Here is a 26,720-nt window from a genome sequence, read left to right on the forward strand (position 1 = left end):
ACCACTACACAATTATAGACTATGATGGCGTCTTGCTTGGCGTGAAATCGTCGGCACTTCCTTGAGCGCTTGATCTTTGGCCATTAATTTTAATTGATAAGGTTCGTGGAAAAGTTGACCATTCATATAAAAATCGCCACCAGATAAGAATAATCCCACTGGTTTCAATTCCTCCTCCTCGTTTAGGCGAATCATTCCGACTTCAAATAAACGTTGATAACTCGAGCCGATGCGTACTACATATTCTTTTTGTCCGACTTGGGCCAAATCATAAAATGGAAAGAGCGTATTTTTTTCCAATGCATAACCTTGTTGCTGCTTGATAAAGTCCTCAGCAAGTGGCAATTGTTTGGCTTGGATACATTGTTCAACCACTTGATTGACTAGGAGTTGATAATCTTTACCAAAGTGAATCGGTACTTGCATTAAGTCTAATTCGCCGGCAAAAGCATTATTTTTCTTAGAGCTGCTCGTTTGTATATTCAGCGCATCCTCTGGTAAATATTTGGCGAAAAGTTGCGTCACATCGTATTTAGAATTTTTATCCAGAAAATAATAAAAACTATTCAATACGATAAAATAAACCAAAACTAAAAAGACTAAGCTATATAAGAGCATTTGCAGATAGTGTTGATTTAAAAACAAGCCATAAATAATCCGTAAAATATACAAGGTCGGAAAAATACTAAGAATCGTATACGCACGATTTAAATATTTGGGACTGATTTCCAAATAACCTAGAAATTTATGAAAAGAACTAATTAAATCAATTAATAATGTCAATTTCGTTCACCTCTTAGGACTGACTGGCTTCATTAGCATTTGCTTGCGTGTCTGTTTGGGCATTTTCTTGTGTGCTATTTGTCGATTCTTGGGTCTTCTCTTGACTATTTTCCGTTTTTTCTAGGTTTTGATTCGTGTTTGGATTATTGGTATTTTGATTTTGTTTCTCATCTGTTGCGTTATTTTGACTCTCGGTATCTTGACTAGTTACCGTCTGCTCTTTATCAGTTGTTTTGTCCTTTTGTGTTGGGGTACTTTCCGTCGAACTAGTCGTTGTTTGCGTTTTTTCTTCTTTAGTCGCACTCGTTTTTGGCGTGGAAACAACTGTACTCGTAGTCGTTGTACTCGTTGGTGTTTTTACACTTGGTTGACGGTAACTTTCACTATTGATAATTCCCGTTGTGGTTGCAATTAATACCGATAAAGTTAAGACGGCAATAGGTTTTACAATCGGCGCTACTTTCTTCAAAGCCTTTCCCTCTCTTCTTTGATTTCTTATTCTTTATACGCCGATTTGCTGAAACTTTCAATAAGTCCGCCTTAAACTTAGCCAACTTTTAATAGTCTTAAGATTAACTTTACTTTTGTGAATTTTGCATGAAAAAAGCACCGGCGCAATTACCGATGATCTTGAGAACTATATTTTTGTTTTACTTTGTCCGCACTTACAATATGACCCTTTTCATAATCATCCAAGCCTTTTTGAATTTCGCGGTCAAAGGCTTCTTTGGTTAAGGAATCGTAATCTACTGGTTTTTGCGGTAGTTTTATTTCAAATGGGATTCTCTGTTGATTCACCACTTGTTGTAAAAACATGCTTAACGCGGTTGACATTGGAATTTGTAGCTGATCGAGAACTTTTTTAAGCTTCTTCTTTTAATTCGGGCGTTACTCTGGTAAAAATACTAGCTGTTTTTTTGATGATACAGACACACTTATCGCCTCTTTCTTTTCTTCTTACCGTAAATTTAACACAGTAAAAAGCAATCATTTGATAGACAAACGATTGCTTTTTATCATTTATTATGAATAGACTTGTTGAAATTGATAATAGGCACCTAACAAGTTAGCATCATTACGATATTGGCAAGCCACGATTGGAATTTCAACAATACAGCCATTGGGATTGGTAAATAGACTGGTAAATTGTTGATTTATCTTTTCAATCAGGATATCTTGGGCCGAAATCCCGCCTCCGATTGCGATTTTCTCAACATCCAACACGACTTGCAAGTTAAAAATCTGAACGGCTAAGGCTCTAGCAAATTCATCTAAAGCAGCCTCTACCTTTTCATTTCCCGCAGCAAGTAAGGCAAAGATTTCTTCACCTGTATACACTTCTTCTGTCTCAAGATGTTTTTGAACAACAGCTAACAAGCCATCTTTTCCGCCTTGCATAAACCAAAGTTGCTCGGGATCATGGTAGTCCACCATCAAATTAGAAACTTCGCCCGCCGCAAAATGTTTGCCTTGACGTACCTTTTTATTTTGTATAATACACCCGCCAATCGCCGTACCCAAGATTAGAACCATCGCATCTTCTACATCTTGTAAAACGCCATAGCCTACTTCGGCATATCCAGCACATTTGGCATCATTACCTATCCAAACGGGAATGTGATATTTCGCTGATAGCTGGCTGACTAAGGGCAACTCCTGAATATACTCCAACGCCCCACCAGTATAGGCAATTCCCGAATCACTATCAATCGCACCCGGCATACTTATCGCCAAACCATCAAGTGCATGAAACTTTTGAAAAATTTCATCTATTGCTAAAAATAAATTTTCCAAGGTGTCATTTGGTGTAGGTATCTTACCTTTGCCATGCATTTTCAACTGTTCATCAATCATGGCATATTTAATAAAATTACCACCAATATCAAGCGTTAAAACATCCATCTACAAAATCTCTCCATTACTTGCGATGACTTTTTGATACCAGTTAAAGGACTGTTTTTTCTTTCTAGCCAAAGTACCAGTGCCATCATCATTTTTATCTACATAAATGAAACCATAACGTTTACTCATTTGCCCGGTGCTTGCTGAAACCAAATCAATACAGCCCCACGGAGTATACCCCATTAAATCAACACCGTCTTCATCTACAGCTAACTTCATTTGCTCAATATGTGCGCTTAAATAATCCACACGATAATCATCGTAAATCTCGCCATCTGCAGCAATTTCATCATAAGCACCTAACCCATTTTCAACAATAAATAATGGTTTGTGGTAATGATCAGTGAACCAATTTAAAGCATATCGCAAGCCCACTGGATCGACTTGCCATCCCCAATCGCTGGCTTTGACATAAGGGTTTTTAACTAAATCATGGGTTTCATCATAATCATAGTGCACATTTTCTTTTTTATGCGCAATTGCAAAGGACATGTAGTAGCTAAAGCCAATATAATCGACACAACCTTCTTGTAAGACAGCCAAATCTTCTGGCGTCACATCCAAATCAAAGTGCTTGCGTTGCCATAAAGCAGTAATATTTTCTGGATACTTGCCAAAAACATGCACATCCGTATAGAAATAACGTTTTTGCATCGCTTTTTGAGCCATCAAGATATCTTCTGGCTTACAAGTAGCTGGATAAATCGGACACATCGCAATCATACAACCAATTTGAAAATCAGGATTAATCTTTTTCCCTTCTTTCACCGCTAATGCACTAGCCACTAATTCATAATGCGACACTTGATACATCGTTTGTTCACGATTTTCATTTTCTCGATACAAAACACCCGAATTGCCATAAATGCTGCCTTCACTATTATAGTTGGCTTGGTTATTGATTTCATTGAATGTCATCCAATATTTCACTTTATGCTGATAACGTTTAAAACAAGTTATCGCAAATTTTAAAAACAAATCGATTAGCTTACGATCACGCCAACCGCCATATTTTTCAACAAGATGATAAGGCATTTCAAAGTGGCTTAACGTAACGACAGGTTCAATGCCGTATTTCAAACATTCATCAAATAAATCATCATAAAACTGGAGGCCTTTTTCGTTTGGTTGGTCTTCTTCACCCGTTGGATAAATTCGCGTCCAGGCAATCGATGTACGGAAACATTTAAAGCCCATTTGCGCAAATAGTGCCACATCTTCTTTATAGTGATGATAAAAATCAATGGCATCATGGTTTGGATACACTTCATCTGGCAAAATCGTCGCAGTCATCCTTCTTGGCTTTTGTGCTGTTCCTGCCGTTGCTAAATCCATAATGCTTAAACCTTTACCGTCAACATCATATGCTCCTTCTAATTGATGGGCAGCCACCGCACCACCCCAAAGAAAATCTTTTTTAAATGACATTTTTACCTTCACCTTACTCTCTTATTTTTGACCTTTCATATTTGCAATTGCTGCAGCCTTCACGAATGGTAAATAAATAATCGTACTTAAAGCAACACATAAAATACCAATTAACAAGGATAGATAATTCGTACCACCTGAACCTAGGAATGGAATTAAGAACCCTGGAGTCGTCCAACCTACATCAACTGCTACTGGTGGAATAATCTTAAATGCCGCCACGCATAACCAGCCAAAGATATTACAAGCAACTGGAGCCACGATAAATGGAATCAAATAAATTGGGTTCATCACAATTGGTAGACCGAAAATCAGTGGTTCGTTAATATTGAATAAACCAGGCACTGCACCGAGTTTAGCAATTTCCATTTGTTGTTTATCTTTTCTAGCCACTAGGAAAATCGCAATGATCAAGCCTAGCGTAGCCCCAGAACCACCTGTATTTCCGAATGCATCATTAATTCCACTCCAAGTAACAGGGAATGGTGTGCCAATCGTTGTCCCATGTGTGCCATAATAAGCTAAGTTTTTAACCCCCGCTTCAGCAAACATCACTGTACGTAAAGCAGTCATCGTATTTGGTCCATGAATACCTAAGACCCATAAGAATTGTTGGACAATCGTAAAAAGTAAAATGGTGACAATATTGCCGCCAAGTTTTGAGAATGGCGCTTGAATCGCATTGTAAATCATATATTGTAAACCGCCATCGGCAATCATATTGAAAGCAAAGTTTAAAACAGAAGCAGCCACCAACACAATAATAATCGGAATTAACAATGTAAATGATTGCGATACTGCTGGTGGAACGGCATCTGGCATCTTGATACGTAGTTTGTCATTTTTTTGCAAACGTGGTAAAAATTCGCCCACTAATAAACCAATAATTAAAGCAACGAACAAACCTTGTGCCCCTAAAAATCCTGTAGACAATGCTTGGGCGCCATCTTTTGTAGCAACATAAGGAGGATAAATGATAAAGAATACCCCTACAGAAGTGACAGCGGCTAAGACTTTATCGCCTTGATTGGTTTCTGCTAATTTATAAGCCGTTAAAAACACGATAAGAATCGACATAATATTGGCTGTTCCGTTTAAAACCGGAGATAATAATGCTTGATAATCTGCTAAATGAGGGAAAATTGCCCCTAAATGTAATAATTTCGCTATAAATCCATCTGGCGATAAAATCGCATAATTAATCAAAACGATAATCGAACCCGCTAAGGTCATTGGAAAAGCTAAAGTGAATGCATCTCGTACTGCAGCCACATGTCTTTGTCCATTAATTTTGGCAGCTAATGGAACTAATGTCGCTTCCATTTTTTCCTGCATTGAATTCATGAAACTCATAGTGATGCTCCTTAAATATTTTTTCGTTAGGCCCTTCGATAAATAATCGATCATTTTCACCTATTATTATATTGTATCCGTTTACCACTTTGAATACTTCTGATTTCTAAAAACAGAATATCTCACTCTTTGAAAAAAGTAACAAAATTGTCACGAATTGTTACTTTTGGCCTTTCGTAAATAATTGGCTAACTTTTCGATAATATATACCACCGGAATATGAGAAGACATATCAAAAAACTCATCTTCTCTTTGTTCAGGTAAAGAGTAAGATAAAGTCAAATCAGATAAAGCACTCATAGTAGAATGACTATTTGCAGTAATCGTTAATATTGGTACATGATTACTTCTAAAATTCTGAACCAAGCGAACCATTTCGATACTTTCTCCGGAGACGCTAATCGCAATATACAACATATTTTGTGGCAAGGATTGTAAATTATAAAACGGATCATTTAAGCTCAACGCAAATTTATGATTATTGGAAAAACAACGTGCACCATACTGCGCAATTCCTTCATTATTCCCAATTCCGCCAAACAAGACAACATCTGCAGCATCAATCAATTCACTCGCCTCTTGCAATTGTTCCGAAAAGAAATCTGTGTCTAACCTTTGCAAACAGCTAATTATCTCATTAGAAGAATAAGTGAAAGTTTGCGGTACCTTTTGCTCTTTCAAATGCAATTGAAAGGCTTTATAAGACGGAAAGGATAATTTATGAATATAGCGCAAAATACTTGCTGTTGATACACCGATTTCTGCAGCCAAAACTCGAACGCTCATATAGCCTACTTTTTCGCTATTGGCATTTACAAACAAATCGATTTTTCGTTCTGCTTTGGTTAATTCTATTTTTTCTACCATTCATTTCCCTCCAATACAAGCTTTTTGACTGTTTTCCCAATAGACTCAAGTATAAATAAGACCGGCACCTGTGATGTGATATCAAAATACTCTAGACTCCGCTGACGATTGAGATGATAGGTAAAACTCAAATCAGCCAAATGCGCCAAGGTACAATCACTATGATTTGTTAGCGAGATGATGAAGCTATTTGACTGTTTTAAATGTTGGGTTTGATTCAGCGTTTCTTCTGTTTCACCACTTTCTGATAAGACAATCACGGTTGCTTTGGTCCTATTATTTTGAACAATGGGGTAAAACGGATCAACCAAGGCAAAACACATCTTCCCCATATTTGTTACATATCGTGCCCCATATTGTGCCAAAATACCGCTTGTCCCGACGCCAACAAAAATGACGACTTCACTTGCTAATATTTTGAGCGCAGCCTGGTGGACTTTTGCATAAAATTGATCCTTATCCATTTTATAGAAATAATCGAGTATTTCACTGACACTATCAGAGAATTGATAGGTCTCTTTTTTTGCTAAAAATAACTGATAACGAATTTTAAACTCTGTAAAACCATTGCATCCCACTTTTTTACAAAATCGTAAAATCGTACTTGGTGATACATGGATTTCTGTTGCTAGCTGCTTTAGTGTCTTGTGGAGTACAGCTTCTTTTTGCTGTAAAATCGCTTGGTAGACTTCTCTTTCTAGGTTGTTTAATTGCTTAATCTGTTCCACTGAAAACATGCTTATCCCTCCATCGCACTCTAATAATCCTAGTATAGCTCAAAATGTAACAAATCGAAACATTTAACAAAACTAAAAAAAGGATGTCAAGCAATGTACGATTCTTGCCTCACATCCTATTATGATTCATCTATCTTCTAATTGGCAAATACTCGGTTAAATCATAGAACTGTGATTTATCCACTGCATTGGCCCGATATTGCCGATTGATACCCGCCTCATTTGCATAGTGGTTCAATTCGTTAATCAACCCTTCTTCTTGCGGTGTAAAATGTAAACGAGCATCCACTGCGGTTAGATAGATATAGTTGACTAACTTGCTAATGAAGACTGGCGGAGAAGGATTAGTGTCGATTTTTTTGTAAACTTGCAACAGACAATCTGTAATATCTAACCATGATGTCGCTTGTTCTTCCTTCGTATGCGCAATTAGTAAATTATACAACTCATGTACCTTTTCTTTTACAGCTGATACTTCCATAACAAACCCTCCCCTCTTTTACTATACTGTCACTTCGAATTTCTTTGCTCACACATATTTAAGCGTTTACATTTTATCCGCTTAAAAAGGGGAAATTAAAAATTCAGAATTTTCCTACATCCCTATTCTACTCCTATTTGCCTTTTTTCTCAAGCAATAAGCAAAAACTTTCACAATAAAATCATCCCGCAAAAGCAACTAAATTCAACGCATTTACGGGATGTAGATGACTTATTATTTAAATTTTACAGCAGTCCCATATGCGACCACACTTTGCATCTCTTGCATGATTGAGCCGCTATCAAAGCGCATCATAACAACCGCATCGGCACCCATGGCTTTGGCGTTTTCTTTCAAACGTTCAACTGCTACTTCCCGTGATTCTTCTAACATATTAGTGTAGGCTTTGACTTCACCACCGATAAAGCTTTTTAATCCTGCACCAATATCAGAAATCGCGTTTTTCGATTGGGTCGTTAAGCCGAATACTTCCCCAATAATTTCGTATTCTTTTCCTGGAATTCTTTCTGTTGTTGTAACAATCATCTTTATTCTCCCTCTTCTTCTATCTTTTCTTTTACTTCTGGTTGTACTTTTTGTCCTTCAAGTGCTGCAACAATTTCTTGGTTGGCTTGTTTTCTAGACATCGTTTCGTTGATTAAGTTCACTAAATCAAGTCCTGTGGTTTCTTTGATGGTTTCAAAAGTACGTGCCAAACCAGCTTCTCCCATTTGATGAACACCATCGCCAGCTCCAAAGCTAACCACTTTATCGATATTGCTAATTGGCGCGTTGACTTCTTTAGCAATTGCAGGTAAGACTTTGATAAATTCGACTAATACCCCAGCTTCGTTTAATTTTTGTAAAGCTAAGGCCATTTGTTCCTTGCTTTGCGCTTGTGCTTGACCGACTTTGGCAATCTTTTCGGCTTCGGCTTGCCCTAGTTTTTCAATTCTTTTGGCTTCAGCTTCGGCAGCTAATTTGATCTTTTCGGCTTCAGCTTGGGCATAGGCAATTTCTTGAGCTTTTTTCGCTAAGGCATTTTGTTCTACCACATATTTATCGGCTTCAGCTTTTTTACGAAGTGTTGCGGTTAATTCTTTTTCAGTTAATTCGGCTTGTTTTTCTTGAATTTCGATATTCTTTTCTTGTTCAATCAAACGAACCTTCATCTTTTCACCCACAGCCACTTGTTCTGCTTGTGCCACAGCTACTTCTTGTTCTTGTTTATAGTGCGCTTGTTTTAAGGCCATGTTTTTATTCGCTTCAGCAATTTCGGTTTTGCGGCGAATTTCTTCTTGTTGCGCCAATTGTTCATTTTCGGCTTGTTTGATACGAGTTTCGCGCAACGCATTGGATTCTGCAATTTCAGCATTTTTCTTCACTTCGGCAATTTGTGGACGTCCCAGAGCATCTAAATAGCCATTTGGATCACTCACATCTTTAATGGTAAAGGAGACAATTTCTAGACCCATTTTTTGTAAGTCAGTAGATGCCACGGCTTGGACTTGTTCCGCAAAGTCATCACGGTTTTTGTAGATAGCTTCTACGGTCATAGTCCCTAAAATTGCACGTAAATGACCTTCCAATACTTCTTGTGCTTCATCTTCTAATTCAGCGGTTGATTTGCCTAAATATTGTTCAGCGGCTGTTTTAATCGCTTCGGTACTATTGCCCACTTTTACTAAAACGGTCGCACTGGCTTTGATTGGCACGCCTTGTTCGGTATAAACTTCTGGTGTGCCGATTTCTAATTTGTGGGTAAGCAAACTCAATTTATGCGCTTTTTGCACAATTGGAATCACGAAAGTCCCACTGTTTTTTAAAATCTTGATGCCTTCTTTACCTAAAAATGAACCGGTTACAATCAAGGCTTCATCGGGTTTTCCTATACGATAACGGACCATCAAGAAGATCACTAAAGCTAAGACAACGAATACAATCCAAAAAATCGGATTTCCCAAAAAACTAAACATCTACACCACTTCTTTCTTTTTTTAACGCGGATAATTGACGACGAGTGCCCGACCTTCAGCATCAAATTCGACAATCAAGACCTTACTACCAGCCGGAATTTCAAGGTTTGCTTTGATATCTTTTGGACGGAATAATTTGGCAGGAAAAGTCGCACGTGCATGACCACTACCTGTTTCCATTACTTCCCCAATCGAATCCCCTTTAATCTTGACGGTCAATTCACCTAATAAATAATCTTCCTTTGAGAGTGAATTGCTTTGATTGTGGTCGGTCCACTTATTATAAAGATACATAAACGGCGCAAAAATTAGACTAAAAATCAGGTAAAGTCCGATAAGCCCCAAACTAATGATACCTACCCACACCAGAGCTTGCATCAAATCCGGTAAGGTGGCTATTGACTGATTTAACCAATTGATTAGTGCTTGCATTTTGCTCATCCCTTTAAGTTCTATACCTGTATAATAACACTGTTTAATTTTCTGTTCAAGCAAGACAGGAAAAAATCCATCTTAAGACCTAGATGTTAATCCTTATGATGCAAACAATTGAAAGAGATTTATCTACAATTCAAACAATTTATTCAGTCGTAGTAAAAAAACAAATATAGGTAAAAACGCACTTTTTCTTCCTATATGTATAGCACAAAAAAAGACCGCCAATAAAGCGATCTAATGTTGATAATCGATTTGAATCGCAATGCCGTCTGTATCTAGCAATTGAAGTTGGCGGGTGGTTTGATGCTTGATTTGAAACCCTAGCTTAGGGGCGCGACTGGCGATGGCTAAAAGTTCGGCTGCTTGGTCACTTACAAAACTGATTTGAGCGAGTCCGGCTTGCTTGTCTTGATGAACCGCATGACGTCGTTGCCACTGGTTAAACGCTAGATGATGGTGATAACCCCCACTCGCTATCCAGGAAGCCTTGGCATATTGGTGCTTTTCTTGCATATCGAGTAGCGCTTGATAACGTTTGGAACTAGCCAATGCATCACCTACTGCTAAGTGTACATGCCCCATCTTAGTGCCTTGAGGTAAGAAAAAAGGCTCGGGAGCTTGCGAAATCATGTCATAAATCTCTTGAGCGGCTAATTCTTCAGTGACGCCTATAATCCGCCCATCGCTTCTCACATCCCACTGAGTCTTTGGTTTATCGCGATAAATCTCAATCCCATTACCTTCTAAATCATGAAAATACAAAGCTTCACTATAGCCATGGTCCGCCCCACCTTCTAATGCCACCCCACATTGAATTAAATGATGCAAAACTTCAGAGAGTGCAAGCCGTGTCGGTACCAAAATCGCCAAATGATAAAGTCCGGCTGTTTGCTTGTCTTCTTGCGTGGCTTGTTGCAAGATCACTAGTGGCTTCTGATCTGCCTGAATGCCTAATACGATTTGCGCTTTTGTTTTGGACAATACACTTAAGCCGACAATTTCTTGATAAAACTGCGATAGTCTTGGTAAGTCAAGTACATTGAGATAAACGGGACCTAATTGTAACATACCTATTCCTTCTTTCTGCTCTTTACTATAGACCTAAAGCCAACAGATAGGAAGTAGGCACTTTTTTTGCCGTAAGTTTCCCAAAAGATACCTTTGCGAAAACTCAGACTTGTGAAACTTCACTTATTGAAACTTTATGAACTGTGCTATAATGAAACCAAAAAAAGAAAGGGTGGCAGCATGAACTATTTAATTGTCGGCGCGGGACTTTTCGGGGCAACGATGGCACACAAACTCGCTAAAGTTGGGCATCACGTCACCATCATCGAAAAACGCGACCATCTCGCAGGAAATATTTATACCAAAGAAGTAGCGGGTATCCAAGTCCATCAATACGGCGCTCATATTTTTCATACCTCGAATGAAGAAGTTTGGCAATTTGTGAATCAGTTTGCTGAATTTAACCATTTTATCAATTCGCCGTTTGCCTTCAGCCATGGCGAACTCTACTCTCTGCCTTTTAATATGAGCACCTTTTATCAGCTTTGGAAATTAACCAAACCTAAAGAGGTTCAAGCAAAAATCGACGAGCAGCGCCAAGTCCTTCATGGGAAAAAACCGGAAAACTTAGAAGAACAGGCGATTGATTTAGTAGGAACGGATATTTACGAAACGCTGATTAAGGAATATACCGAAAAACAATGGGGCCGTAAATGCAGTGAATTGCCGCCGTTTATCATCAAGCGTCTGCCGGTCAGATTGACTTTTAATAACAACTACTTCAATGATAAATATCAGGGAATCCCGATTGGTGGCTATACGAAAATGGTGGAGAAGATGCTCGATTTACCAAACATTACCGTGCATCTCAAGACAGATTTTTTTGCTAAGAAAGAGGCCTATTTGAACAATTACGATAAAATTATTTTCACCGGAATGATTGATCAGTTTTTTGATTACAGGTACGGTCCTTTAGAGTATCGTTCTTTACGCTTTGAACATGAATTGCTAGATGAAGCCAATTATCAAGGCAATGCGGTCATTAATTATATTGATGCCAAATATCCTTTTACGCGCATCATCGAACATAAGCATTTTGAATTTGGTCAACAGGAAAAAACGGTGATTACCAAAGAATATCCTGCGAATTGGCAAAAAGGCGACGAACCTTATTATCCCGTACAAACACCGGAAAATGCCGCCTTGTATCAAAAATATTGTCAGCTTGCTAAAAATTATCCGAATGTGATTTTTGGTGGGCGTTTGGGTATGTATCAGTACTTTGATATGCATAAAGTCATTGAAGCTGCCTTAAACGTAGCGAAACAAGAATTAGCTCAATAAACCCTTCCCCGCACTTTGAATGAAAGTAGTGGGGATTTTTTATGCGCCAAAAACTTGCTCTGTACTGAAAATTTACCTCTACAGTCCTCCTTGTTTCTTGACATCATTTTTGCTAGAATCTACTCATTCAATCATTTTGAAAAGAGGGGTATTTGTGCCAGTAGGAATTATCGTCAATAGTATTGCCATTTTTCTAGGAGGAATTTGTGGCGGATTATTAGAAGAACGGCTATCAGATCGTTTCAAACAAGAAATCACCCTTATCTTTGGGTTATGTTCGATGGGAATGGGTGTCAGTAGTATTGTCTTAATGAAAAACATGCCCGCTGTGGTATTTGCGGTCATTATCGGAACTGCTGTTGGATTAGCCTTTCATGTAGAGCAACGATTACGAGGCGCAGCAAGTGTGATGCAAAAGCCAATCAGTAAACTAGTCGGTGAGCAAACCCATATGAGTCAAGAAGCTTTTCAAATTCAACTCGTCACCATCATCGTGTTGTTTTGTGCTTCAGGTACTGGGATTTACGGAAGTTTGGATGCAGGGATGACTGGCGACCATACCATATTAATTGCAAAGTCGATTTTAGACTTCTTTACCGCGGCGATTTTTGCTTGTAATCTTGGCTATGTAGTATCCGTGATTGCTTTGCCACAATTTGTCATTTTCTTTTTATTATTCCTTGGTACAAAGCTGATTTTTCCACTAACCAATCCAACAATGATCGCTGATTTCAAAGCAGTGGGCGGCTTTTTAATGTTAGCTACTGGATTTCGCATGGTCAATATCAAACAATTCCCAACCGCTGATATGATTCCTGCGATGGTGTTCGCGATGCCTTTTAGTTATCTCTGGACAGCAATCATTATGCCGATGCTATAATTTAATCAAAAAGTCACTCAGTTTGTGGGCTGAGCGACTTTTTTTATTTCAAAATATTTTCGACTTGTTTTTTTAAGCAAGGCAGCACTTCTTGGTCAAACCAGGGATGTTTTTTCTGCCAAATTTGATTTCTTGGTGAAGGATGGATCAATGGAAAATACGTAGGCAAATAACGCTGATAGTCTTGCACCACTTGTGTTAAGGGAGTGCTTTTTTTGATGCCTAGATATCTTTCCATCGCATAATGTCCGATTAAAAGGGTTAGTTGAATATCCGGCATTTGTTCTAATAGCAGAGGATGCCATTTTTGTGCAAAACCTTTTCTAGGTGGAAGGTCTCCTGATTTACCAGCTCCTGGAAAGTAAAAGTCCATTGGCAAAATCGCAATTTGACCACTTTCATAAAACAGCTCCTCATCTACCCCTAGCCATGCTCTTAAGCGATTCCCGCTCGCATCCGCAAATAATTTTTGACGATCTTGGGCTTTTTGACCAGGTGCCTGTCCTATAATAAGCACTTTAGCTGTAGGGCTCACCTGATATAATGGCGCGATTTGCTGTTGTGTATAAATTTGATTGGCTTCATCTTGCATGATTGATTGTTTAATTGTTTGCATCGACATTCCTCTTTTAAACTAATTTTTTTCGTATAAAGCTCTATTTAATAATTTTTATTATGCAAAAGATGAAAATAAACAGGTTTCAAAAAGACAATCCACTTATTTTCTTAATAGTTTTCAAAACTATTGTAACATGAATTCTTTCAGCGTAGAATTATTCTGTTTTTAACAGTTTATAAAGGCCGGATAGCAATGGAAATGCAAGTATTCTTCCTAATTTTAGGTATCCGTGAATAAAAAATGAAAGCACAACACATACGACCTACTACCAGTACAACAGCAGGTATTCTATTAGCCTTAGGGATTGTTTATGGAGACATTGGTACTAGTCCACTTTATGTAATGAAAGAAATTATCCATGGCAATCAAGGAATTATTAGTCGTCCATTTATCTTTGGCGTTATTTCACTTATTTTTTGGACGGTTACTTTGCTTACCACTGTCAAATATGTATTTCTCGCTTTAAAAGCAGACAATCATGGTGAAGGTGGCATCTTTTCTTTATACACACTCTTACGCAAGCAAAAAAAATGGTTAATCGTTCCGGCTATGATTGGTGGTGCCGCTATTTTAGCAGACGGGATACTAACTCCTGCAGTAACCGTTACTTTAGCCGTTGAAGGGTTAAAAGGACTCCCTATGCTGAGCTCATTTTTTGACCTTCATCAGCAAGGAATTTTATTGATTACACTAGGTATTTTAATATTTTTATTTTTCATTCAACAATTTGGAACAGACATTGTAGGTAAAGCCTTTGGTCCAGTTATGTTATTATGGTTTAGTTTTCTAGGCATATGTGGTTTATTACAAATCAGCCATGATGTTAGTATCTTAACCGCCATTCATCCTAAATATGCCTGGGATTTACTATTCTATCGTCCGGAAAATCATCTGGGTATTTTTATTTTAGGAAGTGTTTTTCTGGCAACGACGGGTGCAGAAGCTTTGTACTCTGATATGGGACATGTTGGTAAAAATAATATTCGGCTAAGTTGGCCTTTTGTTTTCATCTGTTTGCAATTGAACTACATGGGACAAGCAAATTGGATCTTACAACATGCGCAACATTTACAGATGGAAAATCCCTTTTTTGCTATGGTACCTGAACACGCACGCTTAATAGCGATTATTTTAGCAACCCTAGCTGCCATCATTGCTTCACAAGCATTAATTACTGGTTCATTTACTTTAGTTTCTGAAGCAATTAAATTAAAATTACTACCTAAATTACAAATTCGTTATCCTGGAAAAAGTATTGGGCAAATGTATATTCCTACAGTAAATTGGTTGTTATTAATTGGCTGCAGTGGCATTGTTTTAGGATTTCAAACATCTAGTCGCATGGAAGCAGCTTATGGATTAGCCATTACGGTAACAATGTTGATGACTACTATTTTGCTTTACCAATTTTTACTAGTTAAGCACGTGTATAAAGTATTTGCATTCATCGTATTTTTATTTTTCACTAGTATTGAAAGTATTTTCTTACTGGCCAGTCTCGTAAAATTTATTCATGGTGGCTTTGTTGCTGTCTTATTGGCATTATTTATTTTAAGCATCATGTATATCTGGTATCAAAGTAATGAAATTCAAGAACAAAATATTCGTGCAGTCAACCTAAAAGACTATTTACCTCAACTTAAGCAATTAACTACAGATGAGTCTATTCCGACTTATCAAACCAATCTGGTCTTTTTGGTTCCTCAACTGCAAGGTGAAAAAATTGCACAACAATATCTTTACTCTATTCTTGATAAAAAAGTCAAGCGAGCAAAAGTTTATTGGTTCGTCAGTGTTATCGTTACTGATGAGCCGTATACAAAAAAATATGCTATTGATATGATGGGAACTAATTTTGTAGTCAAAGTACAGCTATTTTTAGGGTTCCGCGTGTCTCAGGAAGTCAATATTTACTTACGCCAAATTATCCAAGAGCTAATGGAGCAAAAACGATTACCAGAGCAACCACAAAAATACTCACTCACTCCTGGAAGAAAAGTGGGTGACTTCCGCTTTGTACTCATTCGCGAGGAATTATCTAATTTGACCGCCTTATCACGTTGGCAAAGACAAATCATGCAAACAAGGCTTTTAATCAAAAAGTTTACCGTCGCACCAGAAAAATGGTTTGGTTTACAGTATAGCGATGTGGTTCATGAAACAATTCCATTAAATGTAGGTAAAAAAAGAAAAATTTATCTAGAAGAATGTTTATTTGCTAAAAAAGGATAATTCGCTATTTCTCACCCTAGCAAGGAGCAAAATGAGGTGACCCCCAAAAGTTAGACTTTTTTACGAGACGACTCCGGTCGTCTCGTTTTCATTATGCAGCTAAAAGATGGAGCCTATATTGAACAGGACTCATCCATCCTAACTTTTCTTTTATTCGTTGTTCATTATAATACTTTATAAATCGTTCTATTTCCATTTTTAATTCCTCATAGCTATAGTAAATAACGCCATAGTATATCTCTTGCTTAAGCAGACCGAAGAAATTCTCCATTACGGAATTATCTAGACAGTTGCCCTTTCGAGACATGCTTTGAAATATTCGTTCTTCTTTTAGCCTGTGAGAGTATGCCTTCATCTGGTATGCCCAACCCTGGTCAGAATGGAATGTTCGTCTATAAGGGCAGTCTGAAGTGATTTCAATGGCTTTATCCAAGGCATTCATTACATTCTTTGCTGAAGGTTTCTTATCGATGCTGTAACTTAGTATTTCTCCATTACACATATCCATAAATGGATCTAAATACAGCTTATGCATTGTCATATGTCCTTTGACATCAACTTCATAATACTTAAATTCAGTCGTATCCGTTGTGATTTTTTGATGGGGTATGTGCGTATTAAAGCGTCTGCGAATTCTGTTGGGTGCAATGGTACCAGTCCTGCCCCTATAGGAACTATATTTCCTACTTTTGCGTGTGTAGGATGTCACCTGCAAGCCAAGTTTTTGAACTATTCGCTGAACCTTCTTTTTGTTGATGAGATATCCCTGATTATGAAGCTCTCCATGTATTCTACGATATCCGTAATCCTTATTATTCTTACGGATTTCTTGGATTTTTTCTTCAAGTTCTTTGTCAGGATTTTCTCTATCAAATCGTTTTTGCCAATACATATATGTTGCTTTAGGCATGCCTGTATAAGAGAGAAGGTCTTTTAGTTTGAATTCTCGTCGGAGACTGTTGATGACGAGTGCCGTTCTCTCATTTTTTCCTCGTCCTCTAAACGCAGCCTCCTCAGTTCTTTTAAAAAGGCATTCTCAATTCTCAATTTAAGAAGTTCCTCTTCTAGCTCTTTTACATGTTCTGCACTTGTATCAACAGAAGATTCTTCAACTGGTTTGTTTTGTGTATTGCCATTAGTTGTATTCAATGTTTTCTTTCGTCCCTTCTTGCGTGGTCTTAGGGCATCAGGACCAGCTGCACGAAAGCGACTCACCCAATTTGTGATCATACTTGGATTAGTAATTCCTTCTTGCAGAGCTAAATCTTGATATGAGATTTCACTTGATAAATATAACTCTACTATAGAAAGCTTCTTTTCAAAAGAATAAAAATCTTTTTTTCTAGAACGTTTTAATCCTTCATCACCAAATGCATTGTAATTATCCACCCATAGTTTAACTGTATTATCAGATGGAATGCCGAACTTATTTGCAAGATAAGTATAACCACCTTCGCCATTAAGATAAGCATTTACAACTTGCTTTTTAAACTCAAAAGAATATTTGGACATAAAAATACCGACCTCCAATTGTTAGATTTTATGGTCTAACTTTTTGGGGTCGGTACAAAATTTTCTTGCTAGGGTGCTTTTTTATTTACCCGTGATTGCCCATTGAATCAGTTGTGCCTGTGGTGTGTGTAACTGATAATCCACAATCGTCACACTCGCATTAGGTAGTAAGCCATCTTTACGAAAATCAGCGATACCATTCCCTAATAAACATTGAATTAACAACGTCAAATGAACACCATGACCGGCTATTAGCACATGACCATCTGGAAAACGTCTTGCTAACTCATCAACAACAGCCTTACCACGAGCGAAAACTTCTTCATAAGATTCCATCTGATAATCAGCAGTCGGGAAAGCTTCTGGATGATTACGATAAAGTTGGCGGGTTTCTTTTGGGACGTCTTCAAACGGGATCCCTTCCCAATCGCCAAAATAAAACTCACGCAAACGTTCATCTACCACATATTGATTTGGATTAACAGCTAATTGCAAGGTGGTTTGGGCTCGAAATTGTGGGGAAACATATATCGTATCAAAACGTAAATTAGCAAAAAATGGTCGCAATTTTTTCGTCTGTTCGATGCCTTCTGGTGTTAATGGCGAATCCACACGTCCCCCATTAAAGCGCCGTTGTTCATTAATTTCAGTAATACCATGTCGTAAAAAATAAAATCTTGTCATACTTACACTCTTTTCTTCACTGTTTTTCTTTTATGATACAAGAGTTTGCTTTCATTGACCAGTATTTGCCCCTTTTGAATTGACGTATCGATAAAGTTCGATAGAGAATCTGCCTGCTTTGCCTGGTGCTGAAAATATTCGTTCGCTGCACACCGGACGTTTTGATATGTATCGTAAATAATAAAAAATGCCGTTCTCACGTAATTGCGAGAATGGCATTTTATTTTTAATGAATATTTCCCATTAATTTTTGGATCGGTTTGCGATTGAAGTACAGGATAATTCCGGCAATCACCGCAACCGCACCGACAATCCCGTAATAAGCGGACTCGGTTTGTGGAGTGTAAAAGCGAGCAATTTGCGCATTGATGACTTGTGAAGATGCATCCGCTAATAGCCAAATCGCTAAAGTTTGCGCTTCAAAGGCTTTTGGTGCTAATTTAGTCGTTACGGATAAGCCAACTGGAGATAGGCACATTTCCCCCGCAATCATAATGAAGAAGCTGCCGATTAACCATAATGGACTGACACGACCTTCTACGCCATAAAGCATCCCTGGTAACATTAATAACACAAAAGAAAGGCCGGCTAAGACTAAACCAATTGAGAATTTCACAACGGTTGATGGTTGTTTCTTGCCCATTTTAGACCATAACCACACAAAGAACGGTGTCATTAATACAACGAATAATGGGTTGAGCGTTTGATACCAACTAGCTGGAATGGTAAAGCCAAAGAAGGTTGCTTGGGTTCTTTCACTGGCAAATAAAGCTAAAATCGATGAGCCTTGTTCTTCTAAGGACCAGAAAATAATCGCCGCAAGAAATAGTGGAATATAGGCACGTACCTTTGATTTTTCATCGGCAGTCACTTCATCCGAAACTAACATACGAGTAAAGTAGATAATCGGAATCGCAATACCCACTACGCTGACAAAGTTCACAAAGAAATCAATTGTTAGCACACCTAAAGCATAGGCACCGACAAAAATAACTAAGACAGCTACAATTAATAGCGCAATGGTACGAAATACTTTTTGACGCTCTGTGCCTTCAATTGGATTCGTTGGCTGAGTCGCAATGCCATTTAACGTAGATTTGCCTTGGAAGTAATAAACTAACAGTCCGATAAACATCCCTACCGCAGCAATCCCAAAGCCTAGATGGTAGCTGTAGCCTTGACCAACTGTTCCGACAATAATCGGGGCAAGTAGCGAGCCGATATTAATGCCCATATAAAAAATCGAAAAACCTGCATCGCGGCGTAAATCTTCTTTAGAGTATAAATGTCCAACCATACCTGAAACATTGGCCTTAAGCATCCCGGTACCAATCACGATTAAAATCATGGAAACGAAAAGTCCGATAATTGCTAAAGGCAAGGCTAAGACAATGTGCCCAAGCATGATAAAGACGCCACCATAAAAGACGGTCTTATGCGAACCAAATAATCGGTCTGATAACCAACCACCTAGAATACTAGACATATATACTAACGCACCGTAAACCGACATAATGGCTACGGCTGTTGATTTAGGTAAGCCTAGACCGCCATTCGTCACTTGATCATACATGAAGTACAGTAAAATCGCACGCATCCCATAATATGAAAATCGTTCCCACATTTCCGTAAAGAACAAGGTAGCGAGTCCTCTAGGTTGACCTAAAAAAGTTTTTTCTTCGTTTTGCATCGAAAACCTCCTATACAATAATTATGTACTGACTGAGTAGATTCAGCCAAATAGAAAAAAAGACAATAAATATTTTACTCTTAAATATAGTGTTATGTAACAAAAAGGAGAATATCTTAATTTATCACGACTTTCATCTCAAAAAAAATCCATTATTTTTATTGTATAGACATTTTTATATGAAAGAAAATTATTTTTTATAATAATTCATTCATTTTTATTCGATATTTTTTTAATAATTATTATTCTATATCAACAATTAGTTATTTATTACACTTGTTGTCTTAATAATCTGAAAATTGGAAGCCTTTCGAATATACATAGCATCTGAAATTTTATAAATCGTTGCAAATTTTCCCCAACGTAAATTTTTGGTTGCATAATCGTTGGATAATTTGCCACGAAAATAGCGGAATCGTTGGATGAAAATAGTGTAAATTGACCGAAAATCCTTTATACACCGCAAAAAAATCGTTACACCCGAAAATGCAACGATTTTTTATGATTATTATGAACCTAGCTTTTTACCATCCGATTTTCTCAGCGGAAGGTAACCACACGAATTTCTTCATGTCTAAACGAGCTGGTTCACAACCTTTCCTTCGGCGTGCATCGACTAACCACTTCGACGTATAAGCCAGCCTGGCTCGGAAAGTCTTTATACTTTTTGGACTTTCCAGCCATTCTGGAAACCTTATCCGCTCGTGGCTAACCAAGTCGCTGCACGACCTTTCCTTCATCTATGGCTTTGAGTTGTTGGAAGCGTGCGTTGTTTTGGGCTAGGTCAGCGGGGGTACCAGACATTTCTAGGCGGCCATCTTCAATGAAAATGACGCGATCCATGATTTCGATTCCTTGTAAATGGTGGGTAATCCAAATCACTGTCTTATCTTGCAGCTGACTAAAGAAAGTATCGATTAAGGCTTGTTCAGTTAACGGATCAAGGCCGACAGTTGGTTCATCGAGTAAAACAATCGGAGTATCTTGTAATAAAATACGTGCTAAAGCCATTCGATGACGTTCTCCGCCTGAAAAACGCAAGCCCGCTTCATCCACCATTGTATGTAATCCTTCTGGCAATTGTTCGACTAATTTTTTCAAACCAACTCGTTCTAGCACTTGCCAAACTTCTTCTTCACTCTTATTCATGTTTGCCATACGGACATTATTTAAAATCGTCGTATGGAATAAATAAGGCGCTTGCTGAATGACGCTGATGTAATGACTCATCGCATCACCAAACTGATAAGTCGGCACACCACCAAGCGTTAACAGTCCATTTTGCGGTTTTAAATCCCCACGAATCAAACTAGCCAACGTACTCTTACCTGAGCCACTCTTACCTAAAATCGCAATTTTTTCACCTGGTTCAATCGTTAAGTCCAAACGATCTAAAACAAGATGATGATCATAGCTAAAACTTAAATCCTCCACTTGAATACGCGTATCAGTAACTTCAATGTTTTTTGGCGCTTCATCAGGCGTTTCATCTAGAGCATTTAAACGATTGATGGAATCTTTATAGACATTGCTTTCTTGCATCGCTTCAGGTAACACCACAAAAGCATCCACTACTGGAAAAGCACTTAATACAAAAGCCGCAATCCAGTTCGCTGCGCCCCCATGATTTCCAACAAAACGCTGCGAAGTCCAAACGATTAAACCAATCACGACAAAACTATAAATCAATTGGAATAAGACCTGCACCCGACGATTAAAAAGCCGTTTTTGATCTTGCACTTGATAGAGTTCTTGCTCGACTTGTAAATGCGTATCAACATACTCACTTCCACGTTGACTGAAAATCCAATCTGCAACCCCTAACACATTATCGGTTAAATCCGTATATAGTTCTGTTTTAAGCGTTTTTTCTCTTTCTTGGCGCGCCCCGTTGACCACCACGGACCAAACAGGCAAAACAATGACCAAGATAAAGAGCAACAAGGCTAAATACAAGGCAAAAAAGATAGAGAACACACCGACTGCGATGACGATAAAGGCATATAAAATCAAAGCAATAATCAATGGGAATATCGTGCGCAAATAAAGGTTTTGAATATATTGAATATCTTCCGCTAATAAGCCCAAAATATCTCCCATACGATACTTTTGCTTAAAGACCATCGCATCTTTTTCTAAAGTATGGTACAGTTTGCGGCGAAGTTTAGAGGTCATCTTCAATACCCAGTTATGACTTGTTAAGCGTTCGATATAGCGAAAGACCGGACGACTCACCCCAAAGGCCCGCGTTAAGACAATCGGCACATAAACGAGTAAAATATTTTCCGGTAATGAAGCCGACTTACTAATTAAGTATCCTGAGTTGAACATTAAAGCGCCGGCACTAAAGAACGTACAAAATCCTAAGAAAATTGCCAACATCAAAGGTGCTTTATAACGTTGAAGGTATGGTTTAACCCAGGTATCCTTTTCAAAAGCTTTTAGGATAGGAATTTTAGACATGACGTTCACCTCGCATTTTCTTCGTTAGTTCAAAGAAGGCGCCACGTTTTTCGGTTAATTCGTTAAATGTTCCCGCCTCGACTAATTTTCCTTCTTCTAAGACTAAAATATAATCCATTTGGTGCATCCAGTGCATACGGTGAGTCGCAAAAAAGACCAAACGATTTTCCATTAGCGGTAACATCTGATTCTTTAATTCGACCTCGGTTTCAATATCCAAATGGGCAGTTGGTTCATCTAAAATCAACACTTTGCGATTCTTATCTAAAAAGGCCCGCGCTAAGGCAATTCGCTGTGCTTGACCCCCACTTAGACTCCGTGCGCCTTCACCGATTAAGGTATCCAGGCCATCTGGTAACTGGGCTAATAATTCGCTAAGTCCAGCAACTTCAATGGCTTGCATAATCGCCGCATCATCAGCTTCTGGCGTATAAAAGGCAATATTTTCTCGCAAACTTGCCCGGAAAACATAAGGATTTTGCGGAATATAAATCAACTGCTTTTGCCAATCTTCTTGTTTAAAGCTAGTCGTTTCTTCGCCATTAAAGAGAATTGAGCCTTGCTTAGGTGTTAAAAAGCCACTCATGACATTCATCAGCGTGGACTTCCCTGAACCACTCATCCCAATGACGCCAATTTTTTGGTAGCCACTTACTTGTAAATTCACTGGTTGTAAGCCTGAGCCTTGACCATAATCAAAGGACAGCTCACTTAAATCAAGCGTTGAGGATTCATTCCAAGGAGCAATGGCGATTTGTTCCACTTCATTTTCGGGTAATTCTAAAATTTCGCGAATCGCTGTCATTGCATTTTTTCCATCTAAAGTCGCATGATAATCACTTGAAAAATCTCGAACAGGCAAGAAATATTCTGGCGCTAAGATTAGAACCGTCAATGCTGGGAACAATAAGATTTCCGCATTTAACAAACGTAACCCTAAAAAGACCGCCACAATCGCTACTGATAATGTCGTAAAGAAATCTAAAGCAAAGGTAGACAAAATCGCGATTCGTAATGTAGACATGGTCGCTTTCCGGAATTGTTCACTGGTCTGATAGATGCCTTTTTCATAAGACTTACTCATACCAAACAGTTTCAACGTATCAATTCCCCGCAAAGAGTCAATAAAGTGATTCGACAAAATTTGGAAGGAACGATATTGACGGTCGGCCTTGGCTTGAGCAGCATATCCCAACACAATCATAAAGATAATAATCAATGGGAATACTAAAAGCAAAATCACACCGCTCACCCAGTCATAGTAAAAGACCACCACTAAAATCACCCAAGGCACAATCATCATATTCATCATCTTGGCTAAAATCAGATGAATATAATTTTCGACTTGACTGATACCATCTACGGTCATGGTCGTTACATTTCCCGTACCATGTGCTTGAACCACGGTAGGACCAAGTTTAAAGATTTTTTGCAATAATTGGGTACGTAGCTTTTTGGCTTGTTCTTGCGCATAATTATCTAAAAGTCGTTCACGCAAGTAAGTAATCACATGTCGAGCCATGAAAAATAGGAAAAAACCAAGCACGTAAAGTCCGACTTCTTTAAGTGTGTGACCTTCCCATAGATGAGTAATCGCCGCACTTAACATCCATGCTTGGCCAATGATAAAGATTGCTTGCAAGAAAGCAAATCCTGCAAGCAACCCAAACATTTGTCTAATTTTTTCAAGGCGCATAATTGCCTTATCTATCATTCTTCATACCCCGCTACATCAGCAGTCACACGTTTTCTGAAGATATAGTATGTCCAAGCAAAGTAAGCTAAGACAAATGGTAATAAAGTAATTGCGACAATACTCATAATCTTCAAGGTGTAAGGTGTTGAAGAGGCATTTTTAATCAATAAGTCGAATTTAGAACTGATTGAACTAATCATCACACGTGGGAATAAACCAGTAAATAGTAAAGCCACTAGTGAGACTAAAGTTAAACCACTGGCTAAAAAGGCTGCTAATTCTTTTCCTTTTAAGACCGAAATATTTGCAAAAACCGTTAATAAGACGATTAACACCACTAAAGCTAAAGTTGTTGCAAAGTGTAGTTTAAAGAAGTCTGTTTGTAAGTATAAAAGAATCGCAAATACGACTAAACCTGCGTAAAGCACATAGTATAATACTTTTGCATAATCGCGTGCACGATGACGGATTGGGCCATCTGTTTTTAGCGCGATATAGTTTAAGCCGTGTAAGTAGCAAAGTAAGGTTAAAGCGACCCCACCCACAATAGAGAAAATATTAAAGTAATCTGTAAAGTGAGCAGTCATATTTCCATTGGCATCTAAAGGCATTCCTTGAATCATACTGATAAAGATAATCCCAAAGAAGAATGGCACGATAAAACTACCAATCGTTAATGTCCAGTTCCAGAAATTCTTTTTACTTGGTTCGACTTTGTGACGGAATTCAAATGAAACCCCACGGATGATTAAACCAAATAAAATCGTGAACAATAGTAGGTAATAACCACTGAACAATGAGGCATACCAGAAAGGAAATGACGCAAACATCGCTCCACCAGCAGTTATTAACCAAACTTCATTCCCATCCCAAACTGGGCCGATTGTCGCAACTAATTGATCTCTTTCTTTTTCATTTTTGGCTAATGTATGCATAGACATGCCCACACCATAGTCAAAACCTTCTAAAAAGAAATAACCTGAGAATAACACACCAATTAAGAAGAACCATAAAAGTTGTAAATTATTCATGAACGGCACCTCCTTCAAATGGATCGACCGGACTTTCTACTGCGACTTCTTCTAATTCAGGACCTTTGCGCACTTCTTTGACCACTAAAGCCACCATCACAGCCGCTAATCCTGTAAATAGTAAGAAATAAATCGTATTAGAAATTAATAATGAAGTAGTAGATACATTTGGTGACACACTATCCATGATGGTAAATAAACCATAAACTGTCCATGGATAACGACCTAATTCAGTAATTAACCAACCTGTTGTATTAGCTAAGAATGGCGCAAATGTGGTTAAAGCCATGACCCATACTAACCAACGTTTCTTAAATAAGCTTGGATCTGGTTTTCTTGTCATCACTAGGCCAACGATTGAAACTAAAAGCATCAATACGCCAAAGCCAGCCATCACACGGAAACTCCAGAACAAAGCATTTACTGGTGGGTAGAAGTTCAAATCTTCACCCGTTGATTTTTTGTAAGCTGCTACTTGATCTTTGAAATCTTTTTGGAATTGTTCGTTTAATTCGTTCATCCCTTTGATTTCTTTATTTGGGTTATTGAAAGCTAAAATCCCTAACATGTAAGGCACTTTCACCCCAAAGACTTCTTGTTTTTTTAATTCATCTGCCCAGCCAACGATGGTCCAAGCATTGGTCTTTTCGTAAGCTCCTTCAGTGGCAGCCAATTTCATTGGTTGTGTTTCTACTAAGTCTTTCATTTGTAAGTCCCCAGCAAGTAACACGCCTAATGAACCGACTAAAGCAACGGTTAACCCTATACGAATAGATTTGCGGTAGAAGTCTTTGAATTTGTCTGTAAGATTTTTGTTGCGTAATAATTGGAAAGCCGTTAATCCAGCAACAATAATCCCACCCATCGTAATCGCCGCAGCAATGACGTGTGAGTATTCATACCAAGTTTGTGGGTTTTTAATTAAAGCGAAGAAATCAGTCATTTCCGCGCGACCATTACGTAGTGCATAGCCTGTTGGGTGTTGCATGAACGCGTTGGCAATTAAAATCCACAAGGCAGATAACATCGAACCTAATGTTACCAACCAAATAAAGACTACGTGAAGTTTAGGACTTACTCGCTTCCAAGTAAACATCCATAATCCTAAGAAAGTTGATTCCATAAAGAAAGCTAATAGAGCTTCAACAGCTAGCGGTGCACCGAAAATATCACCAACGAATCGAGAATAATCTGACCAGTTCATCCCGAATTGGAATTCTTGAATAATACCAGTAACGACACCGACCGCAAAGCTTAGAAGAAAAATATTTCCCCAGAATTTAGCCATCTTTTTGTACATTTCGTCCTTTTTAACAACATACAGTGTTTCCATCACAGAAATTACTAAAGCGGTACCGATAGAAAAGGGTACGAAGAAATAGTGAAACACTGTTGTCATCGCAAATTGGAAACGTGCTAATGACACAATATCCATTTCAAATCCTCCAATATAAAATGATTTGCTTGAAAACTTCAAGCAGTGACGAATAAAGCAAATCTCATCATCAGACGGACTTGCTACAAACAAACGGCTTTTCGCTGTACTCACTTATTTCAAACGGCTTATCAGTGAAATCAACAAAAAGTTTGTCCGAG

General features: G+C 38.2%; 24 protein-coding genes. 3 read left to right on the forward strand and 21 right to left on the reverse strand.

Going from position 1 to position 26,720, the window contains the following annotated elements:
* Positions 1-12 precede the first annotated feature (12 nt).
* The 13 genes from I567_RS00855 to I567_RS00915 form a co-directional block, all read right to left on the reverse strand.
* Positions 13-783, reverse strand: coding sequence for a DUF6681 family protein (locus tag I567_RS00855; protein ID WP_016250362.1), 771 nt, complete (start codon positions 781-783; stop codon positions 13-15).
* A 13-nt stretch (positions 784-796) separates the two neighbouring features.
* Positions 797-1,252, reverse strand: coding sequence for a hypothetical protein (locus tag I567_RS00860; protein ID WP_016250363.1), 456 nt, complete (start codon positions 1,250-1,252; stop codon positions 797-799).
* A gap of 149 nt (positions 1,253-1,401) precedes the next feature.
* Positions 1,402-1,617 carry a type II toxin-antitoxin system RelB/DinJ family antitoxin gene (locus tag I567_RS12865; protein WP_016250364.1) on the reverse strand — a complete coding sequence of 72 codons (216 nt, stop codon included), beginning with the start codon at positions 1,615-1,617 and terminating at the stop codon, positions 1,402-1,404.
* Between the two features lie 189 nt (positions 1,618-1,806).
* Entirely contained in the window at positions 1,807-2,685 is an 879-nt protein-coding gene (locus I567_RS00870; protein ID WP_016250365.1) for an ROK family protein, read from the reverse strand.
* On the reverse strand, positions 2,686-4,113 hold the full coding sequence (locus I567_RS00875; protein ID WP_016250366.1) for a 6-phospho-beta-glucosidase: 1,428 nt from the start codon (positions 4,111-4,113) through the stop codon (positions 2,686-2,688).
* A 21-nt stretch (positions 4,114-4,134) separates the two neighbouring features.
* A complete protein-coding gene (locus I567_RS00880; RefSeq protein ID WP_016250367.1) occupies positions 4,135-5,466 on the reverse strand; it encodes a PTS sugar transporter subunit IIC in 1,332 nt (443 codons plus the stop codon).
* Between the two features lie 150 nt (positions 5,467-5,616).
* Positions 5,617-6,333: a MurR/RpiR family transcriptional regulator gene (locus I567_RS00885; protein WP_016250368.1), complete on the reverse strand. Its 717-nt coding sequence runs from the start codon at positions 6,331-6,333 to the stop codon at positions 5,617-5,619.
* Positions 6,327-7,070, reverse strand: a complete 744-nt coding sequence (locus I567_RS00890) for a MurR/RpiR family transcriptional regulator (RefSeq protein ID WP_016250369.1) — start codon at positions 7,068-7,070, stop codon at positions 6,327-6,329. The genes I567_RS00885 and I567_RS00890 overlap by 7 nt, the downstream gene beginning before the upstream one ends.
* A 130-nt stretch (positions 7,071-7,200) precedes the next feature.
* Positions 7,201-7,551 (reverse strand): bacteriocin immunity protein, encoded by a 351-nt coding sequence (locus I567_RS00895; RefSeq protein ID WP_016250370.1) that lies wholly within the window; start codon positions 7,549-7,551, stop codon positions 7,201-7,203.
* 234 nt (positions 7,552-7,785) lie between these two features.
* Positions 7,786-8,097 carry a heavy metal-binding domain-containing protein gene (locus I567_RS00900; protein WP_016250371.1) on the reverse strand — a complete coding sequence of 104 codons (312 nt, stop codon included), beginning with the start codon at positions 8,095-8,097 and terminating at the stop codon, positions 7,786-7,788.
* A 2-nt stretch (positions 8,098-8,099) separates the two neighbouring features.
* Positions 8,100-9,527, reverse strand: coding sequence for a flotillin family protein (locus I567_RS00905; protein ID WP_016250372.1), 1,428 nt, complete (start codon positions 9,525-9,527; stop codon positions 8,100-8,102).
* A gap of 21 nt (positions 9,528-9,548) precedes the next feature.
* On the reverse strand, positions 9,549-9,959 hold the full coding sequence (locus I567_RS00910) for a hypothetical protein (RefSeq protein WP_016250373.1): 411 nt from the start codon (positions 9,957-9,959) through the stop codon (positions 9,549-9,551).
* Between the two features lie 240 nt (positions 9,960-10,199).
* A complete protein-coding gene (locus I567_RS00915) occupies positions 10,200-11,033 on the reverse strand; it encodes a VOC family protein (protein WP_016250374.1) in 834 nt (277 codons plus the stop codon).
* A gap of 180 nt (positions 11,034-11,213) precedes the next feature.
* Between I567_RS00915 and glf the strand changes: the two genes are divergently transcribed.
* Positions 11,214-12,317, forward strand: coding sequence for a UDP-galactopyranose mutase (gene glf, locus I567_RS00920; RefSeq protein WP_016250375.1), 1,104 nt, complete (start codon positions 11,214-11,216; stop codon positions 12,315-12,317).
* A 154-nt stretch (positions 12,318-12,471) separates the two neighbouring features.
* A complete protein-coding gene (locus I567_RS00925) occupies positions 12,472-13,197 on the forward strand; it encodes a DUF554 domain-containing protein (protein ID WP_016250376.1) in 726 nt (241 codons plus the stop codon).
* Between the two features lie 43 nt (positions 13,198-13,240).
* Here the strand turns inward: I567_RS00925 and I567_RS00930 are convergent, their stop codons facing one another.
* Positions 13,241-13,813: a uracil-DNA glycosylase family protein gene (locus tag I567_RS00930; RefSeq protein WP_016250377.1), complete on the reverse strand. Its 573-nt coding sequence runs from the start codon at positions 13,811-13,813 to the stop codon at positions 13,241-13,243.
* 243 nt (positions 13,814-14,056) lie between these two features.
* On the opposite strand from I567_RS00930, the gene I567_RS00935 reads away from it, so the two are divergent.
* The gene (locus tag I567_RS00935) at positions 14,057-16,048 is read left to right on the forward strand and encodes a KUP/HAK/KT family potassium transporter (protein ID WP_016250378.1); all 1,992 of its coding nucleotides are present in this window, start codon (positions 14,057-14,059) and stop codon (positions 16,046-16,048) included.
* Between the two features lie 91 nt (positions 16,049-16,139).
* Here the strand turns inward: I567_RS00935 and I567_RS12250 are convergent.
* The 7 genes from I567_RS12250 to I567_RS00975 form a co-directional block, all read right to left on the reverse strand.
* Positions 16,140-17,560 (reverse strand): IS3 family transposase gene (locus I567_RS12250; protein WP_111736127.1). Its coding sequence is split into 2 segments (ribosomal slippage): positions 16,140-16,993 and positions 16,993-17,560, totalling 1,422 coding nucleotides; the frame shifts between segments, so codons are not numbered across the junction.
* A gap of 81 nt (positions 17,561-17,641) precedes the next feature.
* Positions 17,642-18,244 carry a histidine phosphatase family protein gene (locus I567_RS00950; protein ID WP_016250381.1) on the reverse strand — a complete coding sequence of 201 codons (603 nt, stop codon included), beginning with the start codon at positions 18,242-18,244 and terminating at the stop codon, positions 17,642-17,644.
* A gap of 226 nt (positions 18,245-18,470) precedes the next feature.
* Positions 18,471-19,934 (reverse strand): peptide MFS transporter, encoded by a 1,464-nt coding sequence (locus tag I567_RS00955; protein WP_016250382.1) that lies wholly within the window; start codon positions 19,932-19,934, stop codon positions 18,471-18,473.
* Positions 19,935-20,642: 708 nt separating this feature from the next.
* Complete coding sequence (cydC, locus tag I567_RS00960) at positions 20,643-22,397, reverse strand: thiol reductant ABC exporter subunit CydC (RefSeq protein ID WP_016250383.1); 1,755 nt, start codon at positions 22,395-22,397, stop codon at positions 20,643-20,645.
* Positions 22,390-24,111: a thiol reductant ABC exporter subunit CydD gene (gene cydD, locus I567_RS00965; RefSeq protein ID WP_016250384.1), complete on the reverse strand. Its 1,722-nt coding sequence runs from the start codon at positions 24,109-24,111 to the stop codon at positions 22,390-22,392. Before cydD ends, cydC begins: the two co-directional genes overlap by 8 nt.
* Positions 24,108-25,124: a cytochrome d ubiquinol oxidase subunit II gene (cydB, locus tag I567_RS00970; protein ID WP_016250385.1), complete on the reverse strand. Its 1,017-nt coding sequence runs from the start codon at positions 25,122-25,124 to the stop codon at positions 24,108-24,110. Before cydB ends, cydD begins: the two co-directional genes overlap by 4 nt.
* Positions 25,117-26,559 (reverse strand): cytochrome ubiquinol oxidase subunit I, encoded by a 1,443-nt coding sequence (locus I567_RS00975; protein WP_016250386.1) that lies wholly within the window; start codon positions 26,557-26,559, stop codon positions 25,117-25,119. Before I567_RS00975 ends, cydB begins: the two co-directional genes overlap by 8 nt.
* Positions 26,560-26,720 lie beyond the last annotated feature (161 nt).

The sequence above is a fragment of the Enterococcus cecorum DSM 20682 = ATCC 43198 genome (assembly GCF_000407565.1).
Lineage (GTDB): Bacteria > Bacillota > Bacilli > Lactobacillales > Enterococcaceae > Enterococcus_E > Enterococcus_E cecorum.

Coding starts and splice junctions, on each gene's coding strand:
- I567_RS12865 (WP_016250364.1), bottom strand. CDS start 1,617: ATGTCAACCGCGTTAAGCATGTTTTTACAACAAGTGGTGAATCAACAG.
- I567_RS00870 (WP_016250365.1), bottom strand. CDS start 2,685: ATGGATGTTTTAACGCTTGATATTGGTGGTAATTTTATTAAATATGCC.
- I567_RS00875 (WP_016250366.1), bottom strand. CDS start 4,113: ATGTCATTTAAAAAAGATTTTCTTTGGGGTGGTGCGGTGGCTGCCCAT.
- I567_RS00880 (WP_016250367.1), bottom strand. CDS start 5,466: ATGAGTTTCATGAATTCAATGCAGGAAAAAATGGAAGCGACATTAGTT.
- I567_RS00885 (WP_016250368.1), bottom strand. CDS start 6,333: ATGGTAGAAAAAATAGAATTAACCAAAGCAGAACGAAAAATCGATTTG.
- I567_RS00890 (WP_016250369.1), bottom strand. CDS start 7,070: ATGTTTTCAGTGGAACAGATTAAGCAATTAAACAACCTAGAAAGAGAA.
- I567_RS00895 (WP_016250370.1), bottom strand. CDS start 7,551: ATGGAAGTATCAGCTGTAAAAGAAAAGGTACATGAGTTGTATAATTTA.
- I567_RS00900 (WP_016250371.1), bottom strand. CDS start 8,097: ATGATTGTTACAACAACAGAAAGAATTCCAGGAAAAGAATACGAAATT.
- I567_RS00905 (WP_016250372.1), bottom strand. CDS start 9,527: ATGTTTAGTTTTTTGGGAAATCCGATTTTTTGGATTGTATTCGTTGTC.
- I567_RS00910 (WP_016250373.1), bottom strand. CDS start 9,959: ATGCAAGCACTAATCAATTGGTTAAATCAGTCAATAGCCACCTTACCG.
- I567_RS00915 (WP_016250374.1), bottom strand. CDS start 11,033: ATGTTACAATTAGGTCCCGTTTATCTCAATGTACTTGACTTACCAAGA.
- glf (WP_016250375.1), top strand. CDS start 11,214: ATGAACTATTTAATTGTCGGCGCGGGACTTTTCGGGGCAACGATGGCA.
- I567_RS00930 (WP_016250377.1), bottom strand. CDS start 13,813: ATGCAAACAATTAAACAATCAATCATGCAAGATGAAGCCAATCAAATT.
- I567_RS00935 (WP_016250378.1), top strand. CDS start 14,057: ATGAAAGCACAACACATACGACCTACTACCAGTACAACAGCAGGTATT.
- I567_RS00950 (WP_016250381.1), bottom strand. CDS start 18,244: ATGACAAGATTTTATTTTTTACGACATGGTATTACTGAAATTAATGAA.
- I567_RS00955 (WP_016250382.1), bottom strand. CDS start 19,934: ATGCAAAACGAAGAAAAAACTTTTTTAGGTCAACCTAGAGGACTCGCT.
- cydC (WP_016250383.1), bottom strand. CDS start 22,397: ATGTCTAAAATTCCTATCCTAAAAGCTTTTGAAAAGGATACCTGGGTT.
- cydD (WP_016250384.1), bottom strand. CDS start 24,111: ATGATAGATAAGGCAATTATGCGCCTTGAAAAAATTAGACAAATGTTT.
- cydB (WP_016250385.1), bottom strand. CDS start 25,124: ATGAATAATTTACAACTTTTATGGTTCTTCTTAATTGGTGTGTTATTC.
- I567_RS00975 (WP_016250386.1), bottom strand. CDS start 26,559: ATGGATATTGTGTCATTAGCACGTTTCCAATTTGCGATGACAACAGTG.